This window comes from Arthrobacter sp. AL12 (genome assembly GCF_029960645.1).
GTDB lineage: Bacteria > Actinomycetota > Actinomycetes > Actinomycetales > Micrococcaceae > Arthrobacter.
Map to the genome: position 1 here is coordinate 57207 of NZ_JASBQY010000002.1, position 17458 is coordinate 74664.

General features: G+C 65.4%; 16 protein-coding genes and 1 pseudogene. 9 read left to right on the forward strand and 8 right to left on the reverse strand.

The window, feature by feature from the left end:
• Entirely contained in the window at nucleotides 1-831 is an 831-nt protein-coding gene (locus tag QK291_RS03010; RefSeq protein ID WP_282379051.1) for a class II glutamine amidotransferase, read from the forward strand.
• Nucleotides 832-899: 68 nt separating this feature from the next.
• Here QK291_RS03010 and QK291_RS03015 read toward each other — a convergent pair whose 3' ends face one another.
• The 3 genes from QK291_RS03015 to QK291_RS03025 form a co-directional block, all read right to left on the reverse strand.
• Entirely contained in the window at nucleotides 900-2063 is a 1164-nt protein-coding gene (locus tag QK291_RS03015) for a hypothetical protein (protein WP_282379053.1), read from the reverse strand.
• 763 nt (nucleotides 2064-2826) lie between these two features.
• On the reverse strand, nucleotides 2827-3255 hold the full coding sequence (locus QK291_RS03020; RefSeq protein ID WP_282379055.1) for a DUF6325 family protein: 429 nt from the start codon (nucleotides 3253-3255) through the stop codon (nucleotides 2827-2829).
• Between the two features lie 275 nt (nucleotides 3256-3530).
• A complete protein-coding gene (locus QK291_RS03025; RefSeq protein ID WP_282379057.1) occupies nucleotides 3531-4091 on the reverse strand; it encodes a potassium channel family protein in 561 nt (186 codons plus the stop codon).
• Between the two features lie 269 nt (nucleotides 4092-4360).
• Between QK291_RS03025 and QK291_RS03030 the strand changes: the two genes are divergently transcribed.
• From QK291_RS03030 to cls, 3 genes are all read left to right on the forward strand, one after another.
• Nucleotides 4361-6904, forward strand: coding sequence for a LuxR C-terminal-related transcriptional regulator (locus QK291_RS03030; protein WP_282379059.1), 2544 nt, complete (start codon nucleotides 4361-4363; stop codon nucleotides 6902-6904).
• A 150-nt stretch (nucleotides 6905-7054) separates the two neighbouring features.
• Nucleotides 7055-7441, forward strand: a complete 387-nt coding sequence (locus QK291_RS03035; protein ID WP_282379060.1) for an SHOCT domain-containing protein — start codon at nucleotides 7055-7057, stop codon at nucleotides 7439-7441.
• Between the two features lie 66 nt (nucleotides 7442-7507).
• On the forward strand, nucleotides 7508-8974 hold the full coding sequence (gene cls / locus QK291_RS03040; RefSeq protein ID WP_282379061.1) for a cardiolipin synthase: 1467 nt from the start codon (nucleotides 7508-7510) through the stop codon (nucleotides 8972-8974).
• Between the two features lie 33 nt (nucleotides 8975-9007).
• Here cls and QK291_RS03045 read toward each other — a convergent pair.
• Nucleotides 9008-9702: pseudogene (locus QK291_RS03045) on the reverse strand (thioredoxin domain-containing protein).
• 101 nt (nucleotides 9703-9803) lie between these two features.
• The gene (locus QK291_RS03050; RefSeq protein WP_282379063.1) at nucleotides 9804-10142 is read right to left on the reverse strand and encodes a YnfA family protein; all 339 of its coding nucleotides are present in this window, start codon (nucleotides 10140-10142) and stop codon (nucleotides 9804-9806) included.
• A 434-nt stretch (nucleotides 10143-10576) separates the two neighbouring features.
• On the opposite strand from QK291_RS03050, the gene QK291_RS03055 reads away from it, so the two are divergent.
• Both QK291_RS03055 and QK291_RS03060 read left to right on the forward strand, forming a co-directional pair.
• Nucleotides 10577-10879, forward strand: a complete 303-nt coding sequence (locus QK291_RS03055) for a DUF4193 domain-containing protein (RefSeq protein WP_282379065.1) — start codon at nucleotides 10577-10579, stop codon at nucleotides 10877-10879.
• Nucleotides 10880-10954: 75 nt separating this feature from the next.
• Nucleotides 10955-11971, forward strand: a complete 1017-nt coding sequence (locus QK291_RS03060; protein WP_282379067.1) for a hypothetical protein — start codon at nucleotides 10955-10957, stop codon at nucleotides 11969-11971.
• 41 nt (nucleotides 11972-12012) lie between these two features.
• Here the strand turns inward: QK291_RS03060 and QK291_RS03065 are convergent, their stop codons facing one another.
• The 3 genes from QK291_RS03065 to QK291_RS03075 all read right to left on the reverse strand — a co-directional run bounded on the left by QK291_RS03065 (nucleotide 12013) and on the right by QK291_RS03075 (nucleotide 14356).
• A complete protein-coding gene (locus QK291_RS03065) occupies nucleotides 12013-12348 on the reverse strand; it encodes a DUF1508 domain-containing protein (RefSeq protein WP_282379068.1) in 336 nt (111 codons plus the stop codon).
• Nucleotides 12349-12553: 205 nt separating this feature from the next.
• Complete coding sequence (locus QK291_RS03070) at nucleotides 12554-13531, reverse strand: dienelactone hydrolase family protein (protein WP_282379069.1); 978 nt, start codon at nucleotides 13529-13531, stop codon at nucleotides 12554-12556.
• Between the two features lie 93 nt (nucleotides 13532-13624).
• Entirely contained in the window at nucleotides 13625-14356 is a 732-nt protein-coding gene (locus tag QK291_RS03075; RefSeq protein WP_282379070.1) for a TetR/AcrR family transcriptional regulator C-terminal domain-containing protein, read from the reverse strand.
• A gap of 107 nt (nucleotides 14357-14463) precedes the next feature.
• Between QK291_RS03075 and QK291_RS03080 the strand changes: the two genes are divergently transcribed.
• From QK291_RS03080 to QK291_RS03090, 3 genes are all read left to right on the forward strand, one after another.
• Nucleotides 14464-15213 carry a DUF2306 domain-containing protein gene (locus QK291_RS03080; RefSeq protein WP_282379071.1) on the forward strand — a complete coding sequence of 250 codons (750 nt, stop codon included), beginning with the start codon at nucleotides 14464-14466 and terminating at the stop codon, nucleotides 15211-15213.
• A complete protein-coding gene (locus QK291_RS03085; protein ID WP_282379072.1) occupies nucleotides 15210-16205 on the forward strand; it encodes an NAD(P)-dependent alcohol dehydrogenase in 996 nt (331 codons plus the stop codon). The genes QK291_RS03080 and QK291_RS03085 overlap by 4 nt, the downstream gene beginning before the upstream one ends.
• 95 nt (nucleotides 16206-16300) lie before the next feature.
• Complete coding sequence (locus QK291_RS03090) at nucleotides 16301-17314, forward strand: 2-oxoglutarate and iron-dependent oxygenase domain-containing protein (RefSeq protein WP_282379073.1); 1014 nt, start codon at nucleotides 16301-16303, stop codon at nucleotides 17312-17314.
• The last annotated feature ends 144 nt before the right edge of the window (nucleotides 17315-17458 follow it).

Below are 17458 nucleotides of genomic sequence, written 5' to 3' on the forward strand. Positions count from 1 at the left end.
ATGTGCCGCTGGCTCGCGTATTCGGGTTCTCCCGTGCGATTGGAGGACCTCCTGTACAAGCCCGCCAACTCGCTTGTGATGCAGAGCAAACACGCCCGTATGGGAGTTGAAACCACGAATGGGGACGGTTTCGGCGTCGGCTGGTACGGAACCGCGCCGTTTCCCGGCGTCTTCCACAGCACGGAGCCTGCGTGGCATGACCGAAACCTACGTGAGCTAGCAGGGCAGGCCTCGGCCGGCCGCGTCTTCGCGCACATCCGGGCCACGACCGGCACGGCTGTCCAGCAGACGAACTGCCACCCGTTCCGCCACGGCCGGTGGCTGTGGATGCACAACGGTGTCCTCACCGACTTTCCGAAGATGAAGCGGGATCTGGCCATGGCCGTCGATCCGAGCCTCTTTCCCGAGATCGAGGGATCGACGGACTCGGAAATGTTCTTCTACCTTGCGCTGACCTTGGGCCTGGAGCAGGAGCCACGGGCGGCGGTCGCTGCGGCGGTGGGACTCATCGAAGACGTCGGACGGCGTCATGGCATCGAACATGGGATTCAGATGACGGTAGCAACTACCGACGGCGACACCACGTGGGCGTTCCGCTACTCCAGCGAGGGCACGCCCCGGTCACTCTTTCACAGCACCGACATCGCAACACTTCGCGCCCAGTACCCGGACCACCCGCTGCTCCACGATCTCTCGGACGATACCCGGCTGGTTGTATCCGAACCGCTGGGGGATCTTCGCGGGGCCTGGCAGGAAGTTCCGGAGTCCACCTGCGTTGTGGTGCACGGGGGCGGAGAAGACTTGTTCGCGTTTGCTCCGTCAAGAGCGTAGGGCCGGGATCGGTTCACGACCCCGGGGCACCGGATCATCGCGGTGAACGGCGAGCGCCTGCGGGTTCCTCAGGGAAGGGGGCGGGTTGGAGTCAAATCCTCCGGCGGCCCGCCCGTCACGGAGCCGGTTGCCGGGCCGGAGCCGTTTGCCTGGCCGGCAACGACGGCAGGGCGGCACAGCAGCTCAATCAGGAGAATCACCAGCACCGCAAGGACCGCCGTCCAGATGGCAACGGCCGCCGTCGGGTACTGCCAGAGGATCAGGACCAGCACGGCGACGCCGATGATGACGGCTTCAAGGATCCGCCGGTAGCGGGCCAGCCAGTGTTGCCATGGTCTGGCCTGCCCGGCGCCGACCTTTCCGGTCAGGTAGTCCCCGGCCCGCGCAAGTCCTTGCCGGACGGCCTCGGCCGGGCGCGAATGGCCACTCAGGAATGCGGCTACAGCGATCAGCAGACCCACCACAAAGACAAACCGCACACCGGTTCGGAGCGGTGTCAGGAGGGTATCAACGAGGCTTTGAGCTGCCGCCGGGGAGACTGTGGCCGACGGGATGGTACCCAGAAAGATGTCCAGCCCGATGGCAAGCCCGAGGGCCAGCACTGCCATGGCCACTGCCAGGGCCAACCCCACGCGGCTCGTCGTACGCCGTCTCCAACCCCGCGGCGCCACCGCGATGGCGCCGACGGCGCTCAGCACTGTCACCCAGGCCAGTATGGGGGCCGTCCTGTCCAGCGTACTGATGGCTTCGGTGGCCTTCAGCAGTTCGGGAGACTGCAGCAAGGTGATCTGCGCATCAACCTCAGGGATCCTGGATGCTATGTCCACCCCCTGCTGGACAAGGATGGTCTTGACCCGGGCAATGATCTCTTTGGTGGAGATCGTCACGGTGCCGCTCTCATCGATGGCGACGGTGCCGCCGGTGTTTCCGGTGGCAAGGTTGACGATTCCCTGGTGCGCGACCCGGTTGACCTGGATCCACAGATCCTGGAACTGTGGGCTGGCGACGAATTTGGAGACGGCGGAATGGATGAGCGACTTGGTCTGCTCAGCAATAGCGGGCGCCAGCCCCGAGATCACCGCTGCGACCCGCGGTGCGACGTTGCCGAGTTCCGTCATGGCATCCCGGGTGATGCCTTCAATGTCCACTGCCTCGGTGATCTGGGTGGTGACCTTGTTGGAGATCTCCGCCTGGATGGCAGGGTCCGAGGCCAACGGTGCGACTGTGGCCACGTAGCGACCAGTATCGAGTATTTCGCTTCGCAGATACAGGGCGGGCACAGCCGCGCAAGCAAAGACGGCAGTCAGAACGACGAGGACGATCGCAACTATGCGTCGAGCCAAACCTGCGCCCCCTCCGGGAGGTCTAAGGCTTGTCGTTCTGGCATCGTCGCGTTCGAGCTCCAGCCGCGCAACTTCGGCGCGCAACCGCAGTATTTCCTCCTGCTCAGGGCTGGCCGGGATTCCGGGGGCATCATGGAGTGACATGAGCGCACCCCGCCTGATTGGCGTCTTGTCGCGTGGGCTCGACTGTCGAGCCCAGGCGGACCGGATGAGCCGGCGCCGCCTTCAACGCGTTGATAACGGCGAAACTGCGGGATCGCAACACGGGAACCACCTCCAACGTCTGGGTTTGCGGTGAGGAATGCCTGGCTTTCCCAGGCTGATTTCACATCAGGAGCCGGGCCTTCGCTGTGGCGAATTCGTCATCAGTGAGGAGTCCCGCACTGCGCAGATCGGCGAGCCGAGAGAGCTGGTCCGCCAGTTCCCCTCCGCCTGCCGGCGGGGGAGGGGCTGGCGCGGACGGAACGGGCGGGGTCCGGGCACCAGGGACCGCTGTTTCCTGTTCCCGTCGGGCTGCTGGGCGATTTGCTGCAGCGGCTGTCACCCGTGGAGTGCCCGATATAGCAGCCGTTCGAGAAACCGTTCCGAGCAGCCCGGGGCGGCCGCTTCTGGCAAATGGCATGAGATCGTTCCCTTTGTCGGTATATCCCGTTCAGCTTGTGGTGACGCCATCTGCTTCGATGGCGATGACTGCATCTTCCTGCGGAATTCTCGCCTGCAGTGCCGTCACACCACCTGAGCGCCGCACCTCCTCTGAAAGTCGCTGTGCCCAGCGGTGTTCGACGACGGCGACCAGCGCTATTTCGTTGTCTCCGATTGTTTCCGCTGCCAGCTCAAGGTCGGCGTCGTTGAGAAGAGTCAGCGGCCGGGAATCACGGATCATGCCGGACCACGCCGCTGGCAGGTCATCCTGCAAGTCACGGACGTGCACAACTCCCTGCCCATCCCGGCTGACCAGGGCCAAATCCGCCAAGGCCACCGCACCGGACTTAACCGTCTCGCTGAGTGCTTTGATGACGGAGGCGTCAATGGTTGGTTTCGGAAAGGCACAGATAATCACTTCCAATGGGCCGATCTTCATGCGAGGCTCCTGTTCCCTGGCGGGCAGTCGTGACAATTTTCATTGTCCACGTGGCGTGCGGGCCCAACCCCACCCGCCCAGGGTGATCTGGCGCCCCGGCGCGAGAAACTCCGCTCGCAGCGAGTGCGGGCACCGAGGGCAGCACCCGCCTCCGGGGGTCTGGTCCGGGTGGCGCAGCCGACGTCGCCGCGCGCATTTCACGGCCCCCGTCAATCCCGCGGCAGCTGCACTCAGCGCACAGCGCTCCGCTCATCCGTTCGGGGTGAGCCCCGGCATTACCCGTGCAGCCGCTTTCCTGCCGCGAAAAAGGCGACCTTCGCTATCAAGACGATGGCACCCATTCCAGCGATCATCTGAACCGTCACGACTGCCCGTGCTAGCTGACTGACCGGCGTAATGTCGCCGAACCCCACCGTGGCGAACGTGACCGTGGTGAAGTACAGGGCGTCCGTCCGGCTCAACGGTTGGGTAAAGGCCGACGGGTCCGTCACAGACATCGACACGTACAGCAAAGCGAAGAGACACAGGAACATCAGGATGGTCTCAACGACTGCCTCGGCCGCGCGGATCTGGGGTACTTCGGCGGCGACGATCATCCGCAATTGCAGGGCCCAGGAAACCAGAAACGCGAGTACAACAAGGCCGAGCCGGATCCACGCCCCCGCGGGGCTGCTCTCATTGAATCCGCCTACCGGAAAGGCAAAGTAGAAAAAGAGGATTGCTGCCAGAAAAACCGCCAGCCGCAGGACGGCGACGAGGACAACGTGTCGTCTGGCGGCTTTATCGAGTTCACGGACAAAGACCGGATTCTTTCGGCTCCCCTGCTTAGCGGCCATGACCTGATGGTACTCCCGGGCGGACGCATAGTTCCCGGGCCCTGCGGCACCTAATTCCGGGTCTCTGCGGTACCGCTCGTTTGGCCGGATTTGTGGCTCAGAGGGTGCCATACAAGGACCTTATGCCCCTGTTGAACCCAATTTGGCGCTCCTACGATAAAGACGTGGGACTGACTCGAGTGTCATTATCCGTGCCGGGTCCGCAGTCGAAGACCCGGCCACCTTTACGCGGTCTTGGGGCGTTGGCGCGGCCTCGGCTGCACGGCGCTTTGACTGCAGCCGCCGATGCCCACCGGCTGACCGTCGTCGCGGCCCCGGCCGGCTACGGCAAGACAACCTTCTTGGGCGACTGGGCCCGCGACTGCGATCTGCCCTGCGCCTGGCTGTCGCTCGACCGGTTCGATGCCCAACCGGCACGGCTCTTCCAAGGGGTAGTCGGGGCTATCCAGGCCGCCGCCAGCCAACTCCCCATGCCCGGCAACAACTCTCTGCTGGCCCTGGATCCGAGTCTCGCTGACGATCGGGCTGCGTCTTACGACCTCCTGCTCGGCGCCCTTGAACAACTCACGGAGCCGATGGCGCTGGTCATCGACGATGTCCATCTGGCCGGGCCGGAACTGTCCGGCGGGATCGTCGGGGTGCTCGCCGCTTCAGCCCCGCCGACGCTGCGGCTGGTCCTTTCCGGGCGGGGCCATCCATCCATCCAGTTGGAACGGCACAGGTTCGGGGAAGGTCTCGGGCAGCTCGGTTCTGCTGAGCTCGCCCTAACACAGGATGAAGTTGCCCAGCTTGCCTCTTCGCTGGGACAGGACGCTTCGTTCGATGCTGAACCTCTCTGGAGGGTGACTGCCGGATGGCCAGTCGCCGTCCACGCAAGCCTTACCGCCTTGGCGCAGGGCCGTCATGTGCCGGGCAGGACAACCAACACTCCTCCCGAGAACCTGCCGCTTTCCGACTACATTGCCGAGGAAGTGCTGGACCAGCTTGACGAGCCGCTGGCAGACTTCGTCCTGCGCGCAACAACGTGCGACTGGCTGGGCCGCCGGCTCGCCGTCGAACTTCATGGCCAGCCCGACGGCGGCCTGCTCCTAGAGTCCTGCCTCCGCAACGGTCTGTTCATCGAGGAGTACGAATACCGCGACTGTGAATCCATGTACCGGTGGCACTCCCTGTTCGCTGCGCAATGCCGGCGAATACTGGAACGGAGGGACCCGCTTCTTGCCGAACGTCTCCACCGCATCGCGGCGCGGTACTACCAGGACACGGACGTCTCGGAGTGCGTGAATCAGGCGCTGCAGGGGCAGGCGCCCCGCCAGGCCGTTGTGTCAATCGGAGGGCACTGGCTGGAGCTCCTGCTGCAGAACGGCGCACCCGCCCTTGAGCAAGTGTGTCTGGACCTCCCCGCACCGTGGAGTGCAGACGCCGAGATGCTGATAATCAGGTCCGTCTGCCGGGAACTTGACGGCGACAGCGGCGGGGCCTCGGAACTCAGGCAGCGTGCTATGGCGCGTACGGGTGAACTGGATGCCGCGCGGCGCGGCATGCTCGACAGCTGCCGTGGCCTTTTCGAGCCGGTGCCGGCCACGGCCACCGGCCGGCTGGACTTGCGCCTCGCGGCCGAAGACGCACGGGCACTTCCCGAATTCCCGTCGGAAGCACACCCCGGCACCTCCTCCACAGGCATGTTCCTGCTGGCCCAGGCCGAGTTCAGGCTGCACCGCGCCGGACACCAGGCGACCGTATTGCTCGAATCGGTCGGAGCCGACGTCAGCGGTCAGCAATCGGAGCAGGCGGAAATAGTCGCCGATGCGGATTTGGCTTTGGCGTCCGCCGTCACCGGCGATCTCGTGACTGCCGACGAGCTTGCGACGCACGCGTTGGAGAGGGCGGATGCCTGCGGCTGGACTTCGCAGGACCGAATGGCGTCTGCCTGGCTGGCGCGCGGCATCGCGTATTACTGGCGGGACGAGCTGAAGGGTGCCCGGGCCCATCTAGTCAAGGCCCTGCGACTCGGGGACAAGCTGTCCGCGCTCTGCGCCCTCGGTGTTGTCTATCAGGTTCTGGTTGACTGCGCCTCCGGCGACGGTACGCATCTGGCGGACTCCAGCGCTGCGCTGGAGTCCCTCCACGATCGGGGGCTTTATGGTGTTTCGTGGAATGACTTTTACACCATTGCCCGGGCGAAGCTCGCCGAAGCCAGAGGCGACCTGGACAGCGCGCTTGCTATCGTCGAGCCAATGGGAGCCGGCGGGCACGCGCCGCTGGTGGAAACGCTGCTCGCGGAACTCCTGCGTCGCGGCGGCGAGATCAGCGCAGCCCAGCGCTGCGCCAACGAACTGACCAGTCAGCACCGCAACCGCTACCTCGACACCAGCATGAGCCTGACCGAGGCGCTCCTGGCCCATGGGAACCGGGACGAGGCCAGGACTCACGAGCGGATAGAACATGCTGTCTATCGCGCGGAGCCCCAGTCCATCCTGCGCCCTTTCACCGAGCGGCGGGATGACATCGCGGAGCTGTTGATTCGGCACGCCGTGTGGGGCACCACCCATGAGTCGTTTATCGCGGCCCGAATGGCACACCACGCGCAAGGCCACCCGCACCTCCGGACACGGTCATACTGGACCCTCACCGACCGGGAACGCGAGGTCCTGGCCTATATGCGTTCAGTCATGACTGCGGCCGAGATCGCCGAAGCCCTTTTCATTTCGGTGAACACCGTCAAGACTCACGAACGGTCCATCTACCGCAAACTCGGTGCAGCGGGACGGCGCGATGCACTGAAAACGGCGGCGGAACGCGGGATCGTCTAAGCCGCGCGGCCCAGGTTGCCGGCACGGAATGTCACCCGCTAGGGGTGATGGCCGTCACCGGCAAGGGGCCAACAATCGTGGTACTGGCCCACATTGAAGTCACGTCAACGTTCACGCGTTCCGCCGCAATATTGAGAGCAGGGAAGTCAAATGAGTTTCTGGGAGAACTTTTGGGATATTTTCTGGTGGTTCTTCACCGCATGCGTGTTCTTTGCGTACCTGTTTGGGGTATTTGCAGTCATCGGCGACCTCTTTCGCGACCACGGGCTGAGCGGATGGTGGAAGGCGGTCTGGATCTTCTTCCTGTGCTTCCTGCCCTTCGTGACACTGCTGGTCTATCTGGCCGCCCGCGGCGACGGCATGGCCGAGCGGTCGATCGAACGCGCCCGTCGGGACCAGGACGAAGCTGATTCCTACATCCGCAGGGTCTCTGCCGCGAGCCCTGCCGACGAGATTTCCAAAGCCAAGGCTCTGATGGACGCGGGAACCATCAGCCCGGAAGAGTTTGCGAGGATCAAGACCAGGCTTTTGATCTGACGGCGTGCTTGAGGTGCTCCCGAACCCGGGGGACCGTCGTTTTCCCGGCAGAAGGGCCCCAGGTAAGTGCGCGACTTTCTTAACGACTCCGAAACCATCGCTTTGCTCGCGCTGGCGGTCCATATTTTCCTGGTGGCCATGGCCGCTGTCCTCGTCTCGATGAACCGTCGCCCGTCGTCGGCGATTGCCTGGGTGCTCGCTATCATTTTCATACCACTGCTCGGGGCAGTCGCATATCTCTTTGTCGGATACTCAAAACTGCCCAAGCACCGCCGCGACAAACAACGGGAGGTAAATGACCTGGTCCTGGCACGGACAGAGGGGAGTCCACTGGTCAGCCGTGGAGTTGACTGGCCCGAGTGGCTGCATTCGCTGGTGGCATTGAACCGGAACCTGGGGGCGCTCCCCATGGTCAAAGGCAACAGTGCCGAGCTCCTGCCTGACTACAACGGCACCTTCGATGCCATGATCGCGGAGATCGAGTCGGCCGAGAGCTACGTGCACGTGGAGTTCTACATTCTTGTCCTCGATTCGACCACGGAACCGTTTTTTCAGGCGCTGGCCCGGGCCCGGGCGCGGGGCGTCGCGGTGAGAGTGCTCTCTGATGACCTGGCGGGCCTCATGTTCCCGGGTCGCAAGGAAACCATCAAGTACCTCCGGGATGCCGGGGCGGAATATCACCCCATGCTGCCGCTGCGGCCGTTCCGTGGCCAGTGGCAGCGGCCGGACCTGCGCAATCACCGGAAGATCCTCGTCGTCGATGGTCGCGTCGGATTCACCGGATCGCAGAATGTCATCGACGCCAGTTACCTCAAGAAGGGCAACGTCAAACGCGGGCTGCAGTGGCACGAGCTGATGGTGCGTCTCGAGGGGCCCGTTGTCCGCGAGCTGGATGCGGTCTTCGCTACTGACTGGTACAGCGAAACGGGTGTCCTTTTGCCGTTGGATTCGCCGTCTCGAGTGCTCGACCCAGGGTCAACTCTCATCGACGCACAGGTGTTGCCCAGCGGCCCCAGCTTTGACAATGACAACAATCTGAAGCTCTACGCCGCGCTCATCCATAAGGCGGAGCGCCGTGTCAGCATCACCAGTCCGTACTTCGTGCCGGACGAATCCATCCTGATGGCCATCGTTACGGCCGCAGCCCGGGGACTCAGCGTTGAGCTCTTCGTTTCTGAGGTTGGAGACCAAAGCATGGTCTACCACGCGCAGCGTTCGTACTACGAGGCGCTGCTCCGCGCCGGCGTCAGGATCTACCTGTACCGGGCCCCCCAGGTGTTGCATTCCAAGCATTTCACCATTGACGAGGAGGTTGCGGTGATTGGGTCCAGCAACATGGACGTCCGGTCGTTCAGCCTTAACATGGAGGTGTCGGTCCTGGCGCATGGGCGCGGCTTTGTGGACGCAATCCGCAGGATTGAGGACGGGTACCGGGTCAACAGTTTCGAACTCCAACTCCAGGACTGGGTCCGGCGGCCGGTAGCCCAAAAAGTGTCCGACAATCTGGCCCGCCTGACGGCATCCCTCCAATAGCGCCGGAGCGGCTCGGGCCGGATGGCGCCGCGCCTACCGGGCTGCGTCGGTGAGCAGCTGCCGGAATTCCGCTTCCGTGTTCAGGACCAGTTTCTTGCCATTGAGGAAGAAGGTCGGTGTGCCGGTGACCCCCAGTGCCGTGCCGTCCCCGGCGTCCTTCCGGATCCGTTCCTTGGTGCCCTCGTCCGCCACTGCGGCGTCGTACCTGGCCAGGTCGAGCCCCAGATCCTGCGCATAGCCGCGGAACACGGCGGCCTGGGATTCCTGCTTCCCGCCCCATTGTGGTTGCGTCTCGAAGAGTTTCGCTGCCATCTGCTCGTATTTGCCTTGCTGCGCGGAGGCCTCCACTGCCAGGGCGGCAGTCCCGGAGTTGCGGTGTCCGGGGAGGGGGAAGTAGCGGTTCACGAACGTGATCCGGTCACCGTACTCCTTTTGAGTTCCTCGACGAGCGGGTGGGCGGCGCGGCAGGATTCGCATTCGAAATCCAGGAACTCGACCAGTTGGGCCTTTTCGACTGCTGGGGAGGTGAGACGGTGGCTGTCCCCGCGGACCAGCTGCGCATCGGCGGCCGGCTGCGAAGCTTCTGGTGCGGGCCTGCTGGTCGTCAGGGCCGCGGACCAGACGAGACCGGCAGCGACGATGGCCGCCAGCAGGATCCAGAGAACCAGGCGGACCTTCTTCGCCGGGTCACTCGGGGTCGGGGTTGGTCTTGTCGGGGTCTGGGTCATCACGTGCGGGCTGCTTTCCTGGTCGCGGTGGGCGGTGGGCGGTGGGCGGCGGGTGTCGTTTGAGGCTGCGGATGCAAAGGGGCGTCTGCGACGCTGGATTGCTAGCCGGCGCTTCGTGGCGCAAACATGATCACGGCCACGCCAAACAGGCAGACCACGGAGCCGATGATGTCCCAGCGGTCGGGCCGGAATCCATCGAACATCATGCCCCACGCGAGCGAGCCGGCCACAAAGACGCCTCCGTACGCTGCGAGGATGCGTCCAAAGTGCGCGTCGGGCTGGAGGGTCGCCACGAAACCGTAAGCGCCCAGTGCGAGGACGCCCAGCCCGGCCCACCACCAGTCCTTGCCTTCGCGGACCGACTGCCAGACCAGCCAGGCGCCGCCGATTTCCGCTGTGGCGGCGAGCACGAACAGCAGAACCGATTTTGCGATAGTCACGCCACCATCATGGCAGGGGGCCTGCGGGCCGGTAGCAACTCACGACTCCGGCGGCCAGTTCTGAGGGTCATTGAGGACGCATCCCAGGCGGCTGCATTGCCGGGCACTCACCCTCCAGTCGGGCTGGCTGGAAGCCGCAGCGCGCTCGTCTTTCCAGGTCGGGATGACCCGCGAACCGCACTCCCGGCAAGGCGCCTCCACGTGGGCGCGCCTCTGCGCTTTGTTCATAATTCCCCCCAAGAAACTCACCAGAATATAGCCCTAAATCGAACGAATGTACAAACTAACGGTCCGCTGGCGGCGATCGGGAAGCCGTCAACGACCGATCGTTGCAGGGTGTAAAGTATTGAGATTGTCGTGCGGGGAATACCCGGGCGGTTCCGTCTGTTGAACAGCTATCCGACACGCAATCCGAAGAAGAGAGAATCACGGCAGTGGCAACCGATTACGACGAAGTACGTTCCGACGTCAAGGAATCGCAGGACAGGTCCCTTGAGGCACTGCAATCTGCGAATGCTCCGGACGCCCGCAGCGTGGCACGCGAGCTGGACGAGACGGATTCGCTGGACGACTCGATCGTCCCCGGCGGAGAATTTGTCGCCGAGGAACTCATCGTCCAGGTCATCCCCCAGGCGGAAGATGAATTTACCTGCTATTCCTGTTTCCTGGTCCGGCACCGGTCCCAAATCGCGCGGGAAAAGAACGGCCACGCATACTGCGTGGACTGCGAGGGCTAGTATCAGCTGACAAATCAGCTGCAGCGCCGGCAGCGCACTCTGTGACGGGACCACGGGAGCACCTACAATCGGCGCATGGCTGTACTGGACTGGCTGCTGGATTCCGATCCTTCCGTTCGATGGCAGGCGCTGCAGGATCTTGCTGGCGCGCCTGCCGACGTCGTGGCCGCGGAGCGCGCAAGGGTGGTGGCCGAAGGATGGGGCGCCCGGTTGCTAGCTCTGCGCGGCGAGGACGGCCAATGGTCCGGGGGAGCGTATTTTCCCGCGCAGGGCGGCGACTCCGACGTCGGGCCCTCTGACGGAGCCGACGCGACGGACAGCCCGGAGGATTCCGGCGGCCCCGAAGGAGCCGGCGAAGGGGTGCAGCCCTGGACCGCCACCACCTACAGCCTCCTTCAGTTGCGTGACTTCGGCGTCGACCCCGACAGCGAACAGATGCGCCGGGCCGTGGCCCTTGTGCGGGACAACTGCCGCTGGGAGGAGGGCGGACAGCCTTTTTTCACCGGCGAGGTCGAGCCCTGCATCAACGGCATGGCCGTCGGGCTCGGCGCCTACTTCGGCCAGGACGTCAACGGCGTGGTCGCCCGTCTTGGCAACGAGCAGCTCGACGACGGCGGGTGGAACTGCTGGGCGGAGTACGGCGCCGTCGTGTCCTCGGCCGCGACCACGATCAACGTGCTTGAAGGCCTGCTGGCGCACGAGCAGTCAACCGGCGGGTCCGCGGAATCCCTCGAGGCGCGGCGGCGGGGCGAGCAGTATCTCCTCGAGCGACGGCTGTTCCGCCGCAAAAGCACCGGCGAGGTCATTGATCCGGCGTGGCTGGAGTTCTCCTTTCCGACGCGCTGGCATTACGACGTGCTCCGTGCCCTGGAGTATTTCCGGTCCGCCGGCGGACCTCCCGACCCGCGCCTGGCCGAGGCAATCGAGCTGCTACGGTCCAAGAGGCAGACCGACGGCACATGGCTGCTGGAAAACACCCATCCCGGGCAGGTCCACTTTGAGCTTGAAGACGGAGACGGGCGGCCCAGCCGCTGGAACACCCTGCGAGCGCTGCGGGTCCTGCGGTGGCACCAGGACGGAGCGAGCCCGTAGCCCACACTCCGGGCACGTGACCGCCGCCGTTTCCGGTCGGACTATGCTGCGCCGGTCCATCTGGGCGATGATGCTGCCCGTCGGATGGTCTTGGCGCGGGTGTGGAAGGCGTCGGCCCGCTTAGGCCAGTCGTGGCGGGCCTGCGGGGCCCCGACGCCAGGCGCTGATTCCTGGACCCGGCCCTGCGCTCCGGCCTCGGAGCACAGGTCGCTGATCAGCCCCATCCCGGCGCACTCCCGCACGGCGGCGATGCCAGCCACCGCGGCTGACTTGTCGCGGAACGCCGCCGACACGGCCATCACCGTGCCGTCCGGTGCCTTGAGCCGGAATCGGAACTTCGACTCCGCGTCAACAAACAGTTCAAATGTTCCGGCCATTGCCATCCTCCCGGTTCGGGAAAGCCTGCCCCTCGGCGGCACTACCGTGGATCAGGCCGGGACGCATCACTGCGTCCGTGTCCCGGTGCTCTCGTCGACCGATCGCTGAAGATCAGTTCATCTTGTGATATCCAGTCTGTTGCCGGCCGCCGGGACCCACAAGACAAGGCACGTAAGCCCTGGGTAAAAGCTGTGCAACAACGGCTCAGACGTATTTGGTGAACCAGGCCAGCGTGTCATTCCACGCGGCGGTGGCCTGCGCTTCGACGTAGCGCGGCCCGGTGTCATTGTGGAAGGCGTGGTCGACGCCGGGATAGACGGTGAGCTGGTGCCGGACGTCCGTGGCGGCCAGGGCATCCCTCAGCGCCGGCAGTGCGCCGGTGATCCGCTGATCGAGTTCGGCGTAGACCCCGAAAACCGCCGGCTTGATGGCAGGGACTTTCGCCAGGTCGGGGGAAGGCCCATAGAAGGCCGCCGTCGCCTTCAGCCCGGGAAGCTCCGTCGAGGCCTGCCAGGTGATGCCGCCGCCGAAGCAGTATCCGGTCATGGCGATCCGCCCCTCTTCGACGAACTCCTTTGTCTGCAGGTAATCAAAAGCCGCCGCGAAATCGGCGACATGGCGCTCGGCGCCGGCCGCCGTCAGCGCTCCGGGGACGGCATCGCGGTCCATCCCCGCGGTCCCGCCTTCCCGGCTGAGCAGGTCCAGCGCGAGGGCAGCGTAGCCGGCCTTCGCGAAACGCCGCGCCACGTCCTCAATGTGCGGGGTCAGCCCGCGGTTTTCGTGGCAGATCAGGACCGCAGGTCCGGCGGCCCCCGCCTCCGGCCGGGCAAGGTAGGCGCTGATTTCGGTTCCCCCGGCAGGGAACCGGACGGTCTCTGTCACGATGCCCGGCGCTCCCTCGGGAACCGAGAGCGGGCTCTTAGCTCCGGGCACCGGGCCCAGGGACGCGGTGCCCGTCCCCATGCCCGACGTCGACGGGCTGGGAGTGGGCATGGGGTCGGTGCTGCGCGGGACTTCCTCCGGCGTGCAGCCCACCAGCAGCATCGCCGCCGAGGCTGCGGCCATGCTCCCGGTAATGAAAGCCACCCGGCGCGTGAACGTCCGCTGGCTCAGGGCGCCCGCGCGGTAATCGTCGAAGAATTCCTCGATCAGGTATTTTTCAAACTTCCCAAGCTTGGTCATGAAAGGCCTCCTGGAGTGTGGGCACATCCTCCTCCGAAGTCCCTCATCCGGCAAGGGGAAACCGGCAACGGAAATCCCGGATGGGGCGGCCGCCTACGTGCGGTCCAGCTTTGCCTGCGTCGATGACCAGCCTTGCTGGTGCAGCCGCTCAAAACCGTCGAGGAGGAGGTCAAGGGCGAATTCGAACTCGAACTGGTCGTCGCAGCCGTGCCCGACCACCGACCCTGCATCGTGGTCCATCGACGTGGCAATCGCGACGATGTTCGGATAGCGGGCCGCCATCTGCTCGAGCATGGCGGTCCGGGCTTCCGGTGGAATCTCCGCCGGGGACCCCGCCGTCGGGCCCGCCGGGGCGTCGAACAGCTCCTGGGTGAACCCCCACATGCGGCCGCCGATGGCATGCATTACGTGGTGCGTGAGGTCGGCGGAGAAGCCGCCGGCCAGGAACATGCCGGTGAACGAGTCCATGTAGCCAAGGACGGCGGGCGCCTTGTTGGTCCGCGATTCGATGGCCTGCCGGGCCCAGGGGTGGCGCTGCAGAGCCTGCCTCGCCGACAGCACCCTCAGGCGGACGGCGCTCTTCCAGTCCAGATCCGGCGCCGGGGGGTCGATCTCGCCGATAAGGGCAGCGACCATACCGTCGAGCAGTTCGTCCTTGTTGGCGACGTGCTTGTAGATCGCCATCGGCACCACCCCGAGCTCCTCGGCGAGGCGGCGCATGCTGAGCGACTCGAAGCCCGCGGCATCAGCGAGTGCGACGGCGGCCTGCAGCACGCGCTCCCGGTTCAAGGGCGTGCGGGCTGTGGCCTCCAGCTGCTGGGTCATCCCGACAACCTTTCCCTAGCGGCACCCTCTTGACAAGTGTACGCCGTACACCTACGGTTGGGCCAATCGGGTGTACGCCGTACACCAGCTGAACTGAGGACCAGGCCATGACAGAAAAACCCAGCAATGCCCTCCAGCCCACCGGGCACCCCAGGGAACGTGGCGGACCCTCGTGGGCCGTACCAGTCGCCCTGATCCTCCTGAGCCTCATTCCGGTGATCGCGGGGGCGTCGCGGATGACGGAGCTGGCCGGGGGAGCCGCCCTCACGCCACAGAATGCAAGGTTCTTCGCCTCGCCGGTTCCCGTCGTGGTCCATATTTTCAGTGTCACCATCTACAGCCTGCTCGGGGCATTCCAGTTCGTTCCCGCGCTGCGGGGCAGGCGCGGCTGGCACCGCGTCGCCGGGGGCATTCTCATTCCCGCTGGCCTGTTCGCCGCCCTCTCCGGATTGTGGATGTCGGCCTTCTACCCCCTCCCGGACGGCGACACCGACGTCCCGGTTCGGCTGCTCTTCGGCTCGGCAATGCTGGTCAGCATCGTCCTTGGGGTGATCGCGCTCAAGAACCGGGATTATGTCCGGCACGGCGCGTGGATGACGCGAGGTTATGCGATCGGCGTCGCTGCGGGAACCCAGGCCCTGGTGATTCTTGCCTGGATACTGCTCGTGGGAACGCCCGATGAGCTGACCCGGGCGCTGCTGATGACGGCGGCCTGGGTGATCAACGTGGCCGTGGCAGAGTACGTCATCCATCGGCGCGCCCGACTCTCGACCCGCGCGCACGGTCCTGCCGTCCGCTCCGTCCAAACCGTGCGCTCCGTCCGCTCCGTTCGCTCCGCTGCGGGGGTGGCCCGATGAAGGCCGCCGTGTACCGGCAGTTCGGCCCTCCGGACGTCGTGCGGGTCGAGGAGATAGCCAAGCCACTGCCCGGCAGCAACGAGGTGTTGGTCAAGGTGCATGCGAGCACGGTGAGCGCCGCAGACCACCGCGCGCGCGGCCGCGATGTTCCCCGCGGGCTGGGTTTGCTGGCCGCGCCGGCGCTGGGCATCTTTCGGCCGCGACGCCGCGTGCTGGGCATGGACGTCGCCGGCGTCGTCGAGGCCGTCGGTGCCGATGTCAGCAAGTTCCAGCCGGGCGACGCGGTGATCGCGATGCTCGGCGCCAGCTTTGGCGGGCATGCCGAATATGCGTGTGTCCCCTCGGAAGGCGCCATCACGGCCAAACCCCGCAACATGACGTTCGAGGACGCCGTGACACTCGTTTTCGGCGGCCTCACCGCGCGGGTCTTCCTCGGCCGCGCAGGCGTCAAACCTGGCGACACGGTCCTGGTCAACGGAGCCTCCGGCGCCGTGGGAACGGCCGCCGTGCAACTCGCGAAGCAGCTCGGTGCGCATGTCACGGGCGTGAGCAGCGCAGCCAATGCTGGTTTGGTGGCGTCTCTGGGCGCGGACCGGGTGCTCGACTACTCCGCCGTCGACGTCACGACGGAGGGCAGGACTTACGACGTCGCCATGGACTGTGTCGGCAATCTCCCGTTCGAGCGGGCCGCGGCAGCGATCAACCCCGGCGGGGCACTGCTGCTCGTCGTCGCCGACCTTAAAGCGATACTGCTGGCCCCCTGGCGGAGCCGGGCGAGCGGCAAACGCGTCACCGCGGGCCGCGTTCGGTACACGGCCGAGGATCTGGCGTTCCTCGTCCGCCTTGCGGAACAGGGGCACTACCAGTCGGTCAGGGACCGCAGCTACGACCTTGCCGACGTCGTTGCAGCGCACCGCTTCGTCGACGCGGGGCGCAAGAGGGGCAACGTGGTCCTGCAGATGCCCGCCAGCACAACAGCCCGAGTGTCTTAATTCGACATGCTAATGCCCCACTCCAGCCACAACTCCGTAACATAGGAGAAAGTACAGCCGCCAGCTTGCCAAGCTCATCGAAAAGGACTATTAAGGTGCCCCTCGAATCATTGCCCGTCCTGGACCTTTCCCAATTGAGTGCAGGCCCGGAGGAGGCCTCGCGGTTCCGCGATGACCTGCGCAACGCCATGCACGAGGTCGGCTTCCTCTACCTGGCCGGCCACGGTATTCCGCAGGAGCTGACGGATTCCATCCTCGACGTCTCCCGCCGCTTCTTCGAGCTCCCCGACGAGCAGAAGCTCGCGGTCGAGAACGTCAACAGCCCGCAGTTCCGGGGTTACACGCGGGTCGGCGGCGAGCTCACGGACGGCGCCGTCGACTGGCGGGAGCAGATCGATATCGGCGTCGAGCGTGCTGTCGTGCATCCGGGTCCGGGCGTCGCCGATTACTGGCGTCTCGAGGGGCCCAACCTGTGGCCGGACGCCCTCCCCGAAATGCGGGACATTGTCCTGGAGTGGACCGAGCGGCTGAGTGACATTTCGCTGACCCTTCTGCGTGCCCTGGCGGTGTCCCTTGGGGCGCCCGAAAACACGTTCGACGAGGCATTCGCGGCGCGGGCCTTTCCCCTCCTGAAAATTGTGCGGTATCCGGGGGAGTCCAACCCCGAGCCCAAGCAGGGGGTGGGCTCGCACCGCGACGGCGGCGTCCTGACGCTGCTGCTCGTGGAGCCTGGAAAGGGTGGGCTGCAGGTCGAGTATCAGGGGCAGTGGATCGACGCCCCGCAGGTGCCGGGAACGTTCGTGGTCAACATCGGCGAGATGCTGGAACTGGCAACCAACGGGTATCTCAAAGCGACCCTGCACCGGGTGATGTCGCCCCTGCGCGGTAGCGACCGTATATCGCTTCCGTTCTTCTTCAACCCGGCGCTGGACGCGACCATGCCGCAGCTCGCGGTCAGCCCGGAGTTCCAGGCCAAGGCCCGCGGCCTGTCCGTCGATCCGACGAACAGCCCCATCCTTGAAACCTACGGCGACAATGCCTTGCGCTACCGGCTGCGGGCCCACCCGAACGTCGTCGCCGAGCACCACTCGGACCTGCAGAACAGCTGAGCCGCCCGCTCACGCCGCCGCCGGCTCGATCACGGTGAGGACCGACGCCGGAAGCGGCGCCCCGGAATGCCTGGTCCAGTCAAAACGGGTCGGGAGCCATTGCCAGCGGTGACGGGTAGGCTCCATGTCCTAGAGAAGGTCAAC